General features: G+C 39.7%; 11 protein-coding genes and 1 tRNA gene. 3 read left to right on the top strand and 9 right to left on the bottom strand.

Annotation, left to right across the window (positions count from 1 at the left end; genetic code table 11):
- From QM629_RS13515 to QM629_RS13505, 3 genes are all read left to right on the top strand, one after another.
- A partial coding sequence (locus QM629_RS13515; RefSeq protein ID WP_415160411.1) for a hypothetical protein occupies positions 1-1,091 on the top strand: 1,091 nt, incomplete at its 5' end.
- On the top strand, positions 1,088-1,384 hold the full coding sequence (locus QM629_RS13510; RefSeq protein ID WP_415160410.1) for a hypothetical protein: 297 nt from the start codon (positions 1,088-1,090) through the stop codon (positions 1,382-1,384). The genes QM629_RS13515 and QM629_RS13510, both read left to right, overlap by 4 nt.
- A gap of 1 nt (position 1,385) precedes the next feature.
- Positions 1,386-1,655, top strand: coding sequence for a hypothetical protein (locus QM629_RS13505; RefSeq protein ID WP_415160409.1), 270 nt, complete (start codon positions 1,386-1,388; stop codon positions 1,653-1,655).
- Positions 1,656-1,697: 42 nt separating this feature from the next.
- On the opposite strand, the gene QM629_RS13500 is transcribed toward QM629_RS13505, so the two are convergent.
- From QM629_RS13500 to QM629_RS13460, 9 genes are all read right to left on the bottom strand, one after another.
- Entirely contained in the window at positions 1,698-2,969 is a 1,272-nt protein-coding gene (locus tag QM629_RS13500) for a site-specific integrase (protein WP_415160408.1), read from the bottom strand.
- Between the two features lie 300 nt (positions 2,970-3,269).
- A tRNA-Pro gene (locus QM629_RS13495) sits at positions 3,270-3,343 on the bottom strand.
- A 243-nt stretch (positions 3,344-3,586) separates the two neighbouring features.
- Complete coding sequence (gene gap / locus QM629_RS13490; protein WP_415160407.1) at positions 3,587-4,600, bottom strand: type I glyceraldehyde-3-phosphate dehydrogenase; 1,014 nt, start codon at positions 4,598-4,600, stop codon at positions 3,587-3,589.
- A gap of 29 nt (positions 4,601-4,629) precedes the next feature.
- The gene (locus tag QM629_RS13485; RefSeq protein ID WP_415160406.1) at positions 4,630-4,860 is read right to left on the bottom strand and encodes a hypothetical protein; all 231 of its coding nucleotides are present in this window, start codon (positions 4,858-4,860) and stop codon (positions 4,630-4,632) included.
- Between the two features lie 311 nt (positions 4,861-5,171).
- Positions 5,172-6,149: a 2-dehydro-3-deoxygalactonokinase gene (locus QM629_RS13480; protein WP_415160405.1), complete on the bottom strand. Its 978-nt coding sequence runs from the start codon at positions 6,147-6,149 to the stop codon at positions 5,172-5,174.
- Positions 6,150-6,285: 136 nt separating this feature from the next.
- Complete coding sequence (locus QM629_RS13475) at positions 6,286-6,909, bottom strand: bifunctional 4-hydroxy-2-oxoglutarate aldolase/2-dehydro-3-deoxy-phosphogluconate aldolase (RefSeq protein ID WP_415160404.1); 624 nt, start codon at positions 6,907-6,909, stop codon at positions 6,286-6,288.
- Positions 6,910-7,062: 153 nt separating this feature from the next.
- Positions 7,063-7,491, bottom strand: coding sequence for a hypothetical protein (locus QM629_RS13470; protein WP_415160403.1), 429 nt, complete (start codon positions 7,489-7,491; stop codon positions 7,063-7,065).
- A 185-nt stretch (positions 7,492-7,676) separates the two neighbouring features.
- Complete coding sequence (locus QM629_RS13465; protein ID WP_415160402.1) at positions 7,677-8,933, bottom strand: alkaline phosphatase family protein; 1,257 nt, start codon at positions 8,931-8,933, stop codon at positions 7,677-7,679.
- Positions 8,934-9,055: 122 nt separating this feature from the next.
- On the bottom strand, positions 9,056-9,316 hold the full coding sequence (locus QM629_RS13460) for a transposase (RefSeq protein WP_415160412.1): 261 nt from the start codon (positions 9,314-9,316) through the stop codon (positions 9,056-9,058).
- Positions 9,317-9,422 lie beyond the last annotated feature (106 nt).

Raw genomic sequence — 9,422 nt, 5'->3', positions numbered from 1 at the left:
GACCTCAAATGAGCCCGGAACACGTTATATCAGATGCCTTGTTCGAACAGGCAATGGATATGTTGTTAAAGAGGGATTGCTGGATAGCTTATAATACAATTCCTTATTTCCTCGATAAAGGAGATATGTACTTCTTTACAAGATATGATGAAGCATGTGAGTTCTCCCAAAATAATATAAGCGAATATGATAATTATAAAGTTATACATGCAGATTCGCTGAGCGGGCTTTTACAACAAATTTCTTATGGCGAAATAGAGCAATTCGTTAATTCAAAAAAACTATCAATCATGAATGAAAACAATTATGATTACCTCAGTAATCAATTAAAATACACAGGTTTTGGTGAAGGCCTTCAAGAACAACTGAAAGAGAAAATGCAGCAACAGGAACCACAATTTACGCTTACGGTTCAAAAAGAGTTTGGAAAAGACCAAACCACAGCAATGCTGCAGTTCAGGAAGTCAGAAGAAAGTGATATGTATTTTTTTAACCGGTATAACGTGGCATTAAAAAATGATCAGCATTCCGATGCCATTAAACAGACATTTTATATTAATCCCAAATCTGATAGCATCACCTTAAAGGAACCTTATAACCTTTTGAATGGCCGCTCCGTTCATAAAGAACTTACAACAAAAGAAGGAGAGAAATATAAAGCCTGGCTACAGCTTGATTTTAAGGAATCAGATGCCAACGGAAATTTTAAGATAAAATCTTACCATGAAAATTATGGCTATGATTTGCAGGCTGTTTTACAAAAACACCCGATTAAGGAATTAAGCGATCCTGACAGCAAAAGCCGGCTCATTGAATCGCTGGAAAGAGGTAACCGGCAATCAGTAACACTAACTATACAAGGGAAAGAACAGAAAGTATTTGTTGAAGCAGTGCTGCAATTTAAGTCACTCAATTTTTATGAAGCGTCCGGTCAGCGAATACGCAGTGATAAGCTTTATGAAAATAATTCACAGGAACAATCTGCGAAGAAGGAAAATAAACAATCCATGAAGCCTGGCGGTGATGATGAAGGCGAAGGTTTTGATACCGGTCAGAAAAAAGCGAAGCGTAAACGTCAAAATATTACATGAGCGCGGAATTATTGTATTCGTTTCTTAAGTCTGCCGAAGATGATGCAAGGATTTCCTGTGCGCATATTAGTCTGTACGTTGTGCTATGGAAAAAATTTGTAGATAACAACTATGAACAACCGGTATCGTTTTTCCGTAATGAACTTGTTTGTACCTGCAAAATTGCCGGCACAAATCTTTATCACAGGGTAATCCGGCAGTTACATGAATATGGGTATGTAAAGTATATCCCATCGTACAATCACTTCCTGGGAAGCATGGTGTATTTTATCTGGCAGAAAAAAAGCAAATGATATGGCAGCAGAAATAGTAACAAGGGAAGACCTGGAAGATTTTCGCATCCGGTTATTAACTGACATAAAAAATATCATACAAATTCAGCCAACTCCGTCAGCTGGTAAATTGGAAGGATATAAAACTTCAGATGTGCGCAGGATTCTTGGTTGCTCTTTCAATAAACTGGTATCACTGCGCATTACACGGAAACTGCGAACAAAAAAGATTGGAGGAACGCTTTATTATAATAAAGATGATGTCAAACAATTATTAGAGGAAGGATATTAAATCAAAAGGCCCGCTGGCAGCCAGCGGGCTTTTATTTTTGCGTCAATTAAAAGAATAATTGAATGCCCCATCTAAAATGATGGCCCTCTTTTTTTCCAGTTTATCTTCAAGCCCGGTCATATCGCTCATGATTTTTTCTTCATCCACGTCGGCATAAATCTGGGTGGTGGTTATTTTGGTGTGGCCCATCATCATCTGAACTGTTTCCAAAGGAATACCATTTTTTAACGCTACCGTTTTTGCGAATGTATGGCGGGCAACATGGAAGGTGAGGTAGGTATTGATTGCACAGGCTTCCTGTATAATTTTCAGGGAATCATTAACGCACTGATTGGTGATGCGGGGAAAGATCGTTTTTCTTCCTTTTTCCTTCGCATCGTCCCGGTACTTCTTCAGAATTTTTGCAGCAGATTTTAACAGGGGTATGGCACTTAACTCATCAGACTTGGTTCGATATATCTTACACCAAACAGTATCATTCACATCCCATTCAAAGTCTGTTTCGGCAAGCGCCATAACATCTGCGAAGGCAAGGCCTGTGTAGCAACTATACAGAAAAAGCTCTTTAATATAGTTTAAGGAAGGGTTGACAAAAGCCTTTGTTTCGAGCGCTACAAGTTCATGTATATCCAATTTTTTTCTCTTGCTCTTTTTTAAAGGACAGCTATACTCTGCGCACTGGTTTTCTTTTATCCATTTTAAATCTTCTTTAGCCCAGTTGAGTATTCTTTTGAAACGCTGGATATGCTTGCCAACGCCATTGCCTTTGCAGGGATCATGATCCTTGATAGGTGTTGTTCTTATATAATGTTCAAAGTCGGTAGCAAACTGACCATTTACCTGTGATAGGTAAACATCACCTGATGCATATTTGCTTTCAAGAAAGAGTTCAAGATATTTGATAGTGGTCTTGTAGTTTTTGAATCCGCCATTTTTCAATTTCGGTTCCCATATCTTTTTATAGTAGGTAAGCAGTTCTTTCAGGCCGTGCCCTTTCAGTTGCGTTTGCAAACCGAGATAAGCATTTTTCAGAGACTCTGCTGTTACCAGTTCGTTGGCATCGAACAGTTTCCTGTATTGGTCTTTAATACCAAAGCGGATATTTTCCAGGTGATTGTTGATAGATTTAACTGTGATGCTGGTTCCTTTTACCATTCCCTTTTCGCGGTTCCAGTGGCTGGTCTCGATTTGTTCTTTGGTAGAAAATTCTTTTTCTTCTCCGTCAACAGTGATGCGTGCATAGATGTCTGCCCTTTTGCTGTCGTTCTTGCATTTCCTGATAAGAAAACAAACACCGAATGATTGTGTTTCCATACAAAATTGTTTTAAATGGTTTTGAAATGATTTGAATTCCTTCTTCACGTTTTTCGCAGTCCGCACATTCGAATCCTTTTCGAATCCACTCAAAAAGCGTCAAAAAAAATGACGTAATTATATGGATAACAATGAATTGTGGGCTTTTGGGTGAGTAATCAAAGCACGTGCCTGAGTTTACTCACCGATTTACTCACCTGAATATTGCCTTTTTCTGAAATGATTTGACATGATGAAAAATAAAAATGCCTGCAAATCAATTATTTACAGGCATTTTGAAATGTTTTGTTATCCTAAAAGTCGGGATGACTGGATTCGAACCAGCGGCCTCTTCGTCCCGAACGAAGCGCGCTACCGGGCTGCGCTACATCCCGAAAAATGGAGGGGCAAAAATATCCTTATCACACTAAATCAGCAACACAAAATTTTGTTGTAAGCACAATGTCATTAACTTAAGAAAACTCAATATTCAATACACAATAATCAATGTTCAGTTGTAAATCTTCGCGAAATGAATATTGATTATTTCAAAGATTTACCTGCCTTAAGTTAATGACATTGGTTGTAAGCACATAAAAAAACCATCGGCGCCTATGGTTTTTTTATTTCGATGCAGTTTATTTTGAAATCAATCCCGCAAAATATTTTACGGTGCGCACCAACTGGCTTACATAGCTCATTTCGTTATCATACCAGCTTACGGTTTTTACCAGTTGTTTATCGCCTACGGTAATTACTCTTGTTTGCGTAGCATCAAACAAAGAACCGTAATGTATGCCGATAATATCAGTGCTTACAATTTCGTCTTCAGTATAACCAAAACTTTCATTGGCAGCAGCTTTCATGGTGGCGTTAACTTCTTCTACCGTTGCTTTTTTCTTTAATGTGCTTATAAGCTCGGTTAAAGAGCCTGTAATAACCGGCACACGTTGCGCATTCCCATCAAGTTTGCCCTTTAAATTAGGTAACACCAGCCCGATGGCTTTTGCAGCGCCGGTGCTGTTGGGCACAATATTCACGGCAGCAGCCCTGGCCCTTCTGAGGTCGCCTTTTGGATGCGGGGCATCCTGGGTATTCTGATCGTTGGTGTAAGCGTGAATAGTTGTCATAAGGCCCAGCTCGATGCCGAAATTATCATCCAGTACTTTAGCCATCGGCGCCAAACAATTGGTTGTGCACGATGCACAGCTTATAATTGTTTCTGAACCGTCAAGAATATCCTGGTTTACATTAAAAACGATTGTTTTAAGGTCGCCGGTTGCGGGGGCAGAAATTACAACGCGTTTGGCACCGGCTTTTAAATGTGCTTCAGCTTTTGTTTTATCCGTAAAAAAGCCCGTGCATTCCAATACTACATCCACATCATGATCGCCCCACGGAATTTGGGAAGGGTCTTTTTGTGCGTATATTTTTACTTCGTCGCCTTCTACTATAATTGAATTGTCGGTTGCCTTTACTTCTTTACCAAACCTGCCCTGTGCACTATCATACTTTAAAAGATGTGCCAATACTTTGGGGCTTGTGAGATCGTTGATAGCAACTACATCTATGCCATCCATGTTATAAATCTGGCGATATACCAAACGGCCAATCCTGCCAAATCCGTTTATTGCAACTTTAACTGTGCTCATAACTATTTTATTTTTTTGAGACCGCAAATTTACGCCTTTATGTCAAGAAAAGTAAAGTTTTTTGACATCTTTTCCTGCTGATTAACATCAAAGTAATATTCCGGTAAGCTGTTTATTTTACACAGATAATGCCTGCCTGTTTCATTGGAATACCAATGTAATATATTGGTAAGGTAAACCGGCGTTGGTTTGCTGCCTTTCAATTCGGGGACCACTGTTTTTAACTTCACGCCTGCAATCGCAGGGCCTGGATAGCCCATATTCAAAAATCAGGTTTTTCAGCACCCGATCATATTACACCGGCCTCCATTCATGCAACTGAAAAATCATAAGGCAAGAAATGTTTGCCATTCCGTTTTTTATATAGTGATGAAGGGTTTTTAAAAATGTTTCAGCGCCCGGCATATCCTTCATATACAAACAGCCCGGGCCGGGTTTTGAATTAGATTGATGGAAACGATCTGCGCTGGATCAAACTCCTGGTTGTTGACATATTGTGCGTTTCATTCAATTAAAACAAAAACCGGCGAGACAGCAGCAGGAATGATTGTTTTTTATCCTGTAATTTTGGTTATAAGTTTTGGTTGCAGGTATAAAGGATCTGTTTATAGTGGTTAAATAACATTGTTTGGGCATTTATCAGCGCTGTATCAGCATCTGCAACAAAAGTTGTTATTTTTTTATCTAATGCTGATACAGCCGCCTGGTACAATCGCAGTAAATTTCCTGACGATACAATTGTAACCGCTTCCACATCTGCCTCCATAAGTTGTTTTAACTCTTCACCAATAAGCAGCCCGCTTAAATAATAATAGTTTTCGTTTTTGCCCATTGCATTAAAGAGCGTATTTATACGAACCTGAAAAATGTTGTTCAAAACAGATGAGGCCGTTGCGTCCCGCACGCCCTTTATAAATATATCATTTGCTTCAGTTTCCATGTTGTTTTTTTCTACGGAACCGGCTAAAATACTTTTGGTTGAAAGCAGTTGAAACAGCTCGCCGGTCATATAAGTTTTTATATCTGCCAGCATTTCGTTTTCCACTAAAACATGCTTTGAATGTGTGCCCGGCAAAATGAATAACTGTTTATTAAATGATTTATTTATGGCGCAGCCTGCGAGTATGGTTTCTTCGCCGCGCATTACATCTGTTGACGAGGAAACACCTGAGATCAATATTGTTTTATGTGGAAACGATGCAGTTGCTTCAATAATATCAACCAATAAATTTTGTGGCTGAACCACGAACGGTATCTTTTTATAAGGCAGCTCTTTCATGCCGATGGCAGAAGAAGCCATTCCCGCAATGATTAACGGTACTTTGTGTAAAGATATGTTTGCCTGCTGTTCAAGTTCCCGAATTTGTGCGCTTATATAGTTGCTGTAAAATAAAAACCTGCTGATGGTTTGCTGTGTTTTCCATGCATCATAAATAGCTGAAATGCCCTGCTGTGTATGCATTTCAGCTATTACAGATTGCGTTGGAGCATCTATTAAACGTAAACGAAACGAACTTGTTCCCCAGTCGCAGCTTAAGAAGGTTTGCATATTTATTTTAAGCGCTGATTTATTGCTGAATAAAGTATTAACCGTACAAGTGCTGCGACGCAACAAAGCATAATTAAGATACTGCTGCCGGCAACCAAATAATCCATCATGTTATGCAAAGCATAACAATTGCGCTTTAACCATGCAAAGCTGCAACCAACTGTTTTGCTTTTGCAGTTATTGTTTCAAGGTAAGCTTGATTAACGCTTGCTTCACGGCTCACCAATGCACTGCCTATACCAAAAGCCACGGCGCCTGTTTTGGCAAATGATTGAATGTTTGAAGCATCAATGCTGCCGGTGGGCATAATCTTTATAAAGTTCAATGGCGCCAGCACATTTTTTACATAATCCGCATTCAAACAGGGAAACAGCTTGATTATATCAGCGCCATTTTTATACGCTGTTATAATTTCCGTTGGCGTAAAGGCGCCGGGAATGCTCGCAACGCCGGCGTCTTTTGCAGCCTTGATTACAGTTGCATCAAGCAATGGTGAAATAAGAAATGCGGCGCCTGCAGCAATGGCGTTCTGCGCATCTTTTTCATCTATAACCGTGCCTGCGCCAATGAGCATTTTGTTTTTGAACTGGTGGTTCAACTGTTCAATTGCAGGCAAGGCGCTCTCTGAATTTAATGTTATTTCAAGCAGGCGAACGCCCCCGTTGTGCAAGGCATTGGCAATATTGATTATTTCACCTGGCGGCATGCCCCGTAAAATGGCTACGATTTTGTGCTCAAGTATTTGTGATAAAGCTGTCATACCATAAAGATAAAGCTGAAACTGAAAACCTTTAGTTAGGTGCGGTTTTAATAGTATTTAATGGAAATGGTTATTTGGAAACGTTATCTGAACCTGTATTTCCCGACGCTTCATCTTCCTGTAATTTTTTGATTTTTTCGAGGTAAATAACATCTACCTGGTCTTTAGGGCGGTTAACGGCTTTTTTGTTTTCGATAAGATGGTTGATGTGGAGAAGGGGAACGATGACGCTTCTAAATCAGCGCGAACAGCGGTTGCATAGCAGTCATCAAATGATAAATTTTCTACGCCAATCATCTCAGTAATAATATCCAGTTCAATTCCCGCTGCATAAAAGCTTGTCCATCCCGGAATAAATTGCATAGTTTCAATGGAAGCGAAATCGCCATAGCCAAGTTCGTTAAATGCTGCTCTTAAATTTTTCCTATTTTGCCACTCGTCTTTTAACCACATATCCAGATCATCTATATTCCTGTAATAGCCGTGAAAGCGAGTGGCAAAACCTTCCACCATTATATAAAGAACATTGTTTTTGTTAAGCGCTTTCCAAAAGCGTAAAAGTTCTTCGTCAAGCACATCCATCGGCTATTTGTTTAATATTACAGCCTTTTTAAACAATGCTTCCCTTTTGAGCATTTTAGTAAAGAGTTGTAGTTTTTCAATTGGTGAGCGCATCATGTCATCCCGCAATTTTTCATCTTCAGATTTATTTATAAACCCATTATATGCAGGCAATTGAATACTTTGCAGTGTATATATGTTTCATTTCAATTCGTTTGCCCGGTAGTTTTGTTATGTAGGATTATCCACCGGTTAAGATTATTGCCAGGGCCCTGTAAGAATAATTTATAAAATGAAGAAGGCATATCCTGTACATTTAATACAGCCTTTTCATTTGTTAACGGTACAGTTTCCAACAGGTTAAACTTATCTTCGCCGCCCTCCTTATAGTTGTTGGTAGCGGCTATCCATATTTTTACGGTTCCTTCCTTTTCATGCGCCTTCCATCCAACCGTTATAGTACTATCCTTATATTGGGCTGAAGCATCTGTAAATGATAGTTTTCCGATAAGCGGCACACCATCCAGCTCTCTTGCTGTTTCCGGTGGAATGGACAGGTTCATAAAACGTGCAATGGTTGGAAAAATATCTACGATGGAGGCCTGGTTGTTTTTAAAATACCCGTTCAGGTTTTTAGCATTGGTAAATATCCATCCTGCCCGTTCCCTGTCTGATTGGCCGCCATGGCCTTTACCGGTTTGGGCTGTGCGGCCATGATCTGTTGTAACTATAATAAGCCAGTCTTCATTAAAATTCTTTTCCCTGTATTGAATGGCCTGCCATATCTGCCCAACATAATCATCCGCATAATTAACCGCTTTATAGAATTGAGGGCTATCTCCGTATTTATGGCCCATATCATCCGTATATTCCAGGTAAACCCATGAAAGGTCTGGCGCATTTGTTTTAATGGTTTCAGCAGCAGCATCTGCAACTTTCATATCAATTCTGCGCACGAAGTCCCTGTCATTATCATGGGGATAGTTAACAGTATCCAGTTCCAAACCATCAAATGCATAATCAAAATGTATGTTGCCGGTAGCAGCCATCCCGTCGCCAACAAGCTTGGTGCGATTGTCGGTCCATGAAGAAAATATGCCCGTCTTTTTATCAGGGTAATCTTCTTTCAGTATTCTGAAAATGCTTTTATAATTATAATTGGGAGCCTTTATATCATTATCCCAAACATTGTGTTTATTCACCCATGTTCCGGTCAGGATGCTGTTATACCCTACTGCAGAAATTGTAGGTGTTTGCGAGTAGCCGTCTCTTTCTCCCCCAACCATAGCATGTGCATAACCGCCAATTTTTGCTATCTCATTCAGGTGTGGCGGCATCACTTTCTCTATTACGTCAGCCGGAATACCATCAATGATGATATACACTGTTTTTTGGGTTTTAACTTGGGCAGATAACGTACTGCCTGCAAGCAGGGATAAGCAGAAAATAATAAAGTGTTTCATTTTAAATTGTATAAATATGAATGGCTTTGTTGCATGAATACAAATTTATAGTTGGTTCAGTTCCGTGATCGGGATTTATTGTTAAGCTTTCTTTTTGCTTTGAGGTTTTGTTGTTTGCAGCATTATGTTGAGCACTTTGCACCCAATGGCCGCCTCGGTAGCGGGTTCTGCGGATGGGTGTCACTACCCACCTGCGAAAATTTAAAATACACCCCTTCTGTCTGTCGCAACGGTAAATGATATACTTTGCGCACCACCAGGCAGCTTTCAATAGCCAGTGTTCTGTATTTCTTTTGACCCCCACGCTTATTTTCAGGCGCCTGCCTCCAATAAGAAGCAATATTTGCATCAACCCATAATGTTAAAGACCCCCGTTGTTTCAAGCCTGCATTATACGCTCCCCAATTTGTTACTTTGTATTTACCTTTACCCAAAGGATGTAGTTTTTTGTTATCAATTTGTTTCGCAACAACTAAATAACTTAACTAT

Origin of the sequence: Parafilimonas sp., assembly GCF_047606085.1 — a bacterium.
Classification (GTDB): Bacteria; Bacteroidota; Bacteroidia; order Chitinophagales; family Chitinophagaceae; genus Parafilimonas.
The sequence above is the reverse complement of the archived record's forward strand: the minus strand, read 5'-3'. Positions and strand labels throughout refer to the sequence as shown.

Excerpts from the sequence above, each read along its gene's own strand:
- QM629_RS13510 (WP_415160410.1), top strand. The coding sequence starts at position 1,088 with ATGAGCGCGGAATTATTGTATTCGTTTCTTAAGTCTGCCGAAGATGAT.
- QM629_RS13505 (WP_415160409.1), top strand. The coding sequence starts at position 1,386 with ATGGCAGCAGAAATAGTAACAAGGGAAGACCTGGAAGATTTTCGCATC.
- QM629_RS13500 (WP_415160408.1), bottom strand. The coding sequence starts at position 2,969 with ATGGAAACACAATCATTCGGTGTTTGTTTTCTTATCAGGAAATGCAAG.
- gap (WP_415160407.1), bottom strand. The coding sequence starts at position 4,600 with ATGAGCACAGTTAAAGTTGCAATAAACGGATTTGGCAGGATTGGCCGT.
- QM629_RS13485 (WP_415160406.1), bottom strand. The coding sequence starts at position 4,860 with ATGGGCTATCCAGGCCCTGCGATTGCAGGCGTGAAGTTAAAAACAGTG.
- QM629_RS13480 (WP_415160405.1), bottom strand. The coding sequence starts at position 6,149 with ATGCAAACCTTCTTAAGCTGCGACTGGGGAACAAGTTCGTTTCGTTTA.
- QM629_RS13475 (WP_415160404.1), bottom strand. The coding sequence starts at position 6,909 with ATGACAGCTTTATCACAAATACTTGAGCACAAAATCGTAGCCATTTTA.
- QM629_RS13470 (WP_415160403.1), bottom strand. The coding sequence starts at position 7,491 with ATGGATGTGCTTGACGAAGAACTTTTACGCTTTTGGAAAGCGCTTAAC.
- QM629_RS13465 (WP_415160402.1), bottom strand. The coding sequence starts at position 8,933 with ATGAAACACTTTATTATTTTCTGCTTATCCCTGCTTGCAGGCAGTACG.